This window comes from Phyllobacterium phragmitis (assembly GCF_002980495.1).
In the GTDB taxonomy this organism is placed as follows: domain Bacteria; phylum Pseudomonadota; class Alphaproteobacteria; order Rhizobiales; family Rhizobiaceae; genus Paramesorhizobium; species Paramesorhizobium phragmitis.
Genome location: NZ_PVBR01000083.1, coordinates 1 through 581 on the forward strand (window position 1 = coordinate 1; position 581 = coordinate 581).

Here is a 581-nt window from a genome sequence, read left to right on the forward strand (position 1 = left end):
GCTTCCAGGCTCAAGGCATAGCCGAAGGCGTCATTGCCGTCGGCAAGCGTGCGGTGTGCCGTGTGCGAGCCAAGATCACTGTCATACCAGCTCACCTGCGCCTGGCCGTCGAGATAAAGCCCGCTCTCGCCATACCAGGTCAGCGTGCCGCCGAAGCCATAGCCGTCGACAGTGATGCTGCCACTGCCGTGCACGGCGCCGACATCCGCCTTGGCATGGCCGTAATGCACGGTCAGTCCGCCGATCAGGCTGCCGGCTTCGCTCTCGTAGAGCTGGCCGTCGAGGCCGGCCTGCAGCTTTACGGTGTCGATGTCGTATTGGGTGGCGCTGGTGGAATATTTCGGCTCGAAGCGGCCATGCGCGCCTTCGATCCGCCCCCAGACATTGGTGGCCGTGTCGATCGTCGCACCGGCATCGGGTGCAACTTCCATGCCCGGACCATCGCCTTGTTCGAGCATCGGATTGGCGGCGCCGCCCCAGTAGCGGTTGCCGACACGCTGGCGCAGCGTTCCCACGCCGTTGAGTTCCTGCAGCACCTGCGCATAGGCCTCGTAGATCGGCACGCCCGGCTGGTAGAGCGG

1 protein-coding gene is annotated in these 581 nt (G+C 65.2%); it reads right to left on the minus strand.

Annotation, left to right across the window (positions count from 1 at the left end):
* Positions 1 to 581: autotransporter outer membrane beta-barrel domain-containing protein (locus C5748_RS27425; RefSeq protein ID WP_146119657.1), on the minus strand; the 581-nt coding region annotated here is incomplete at both ends.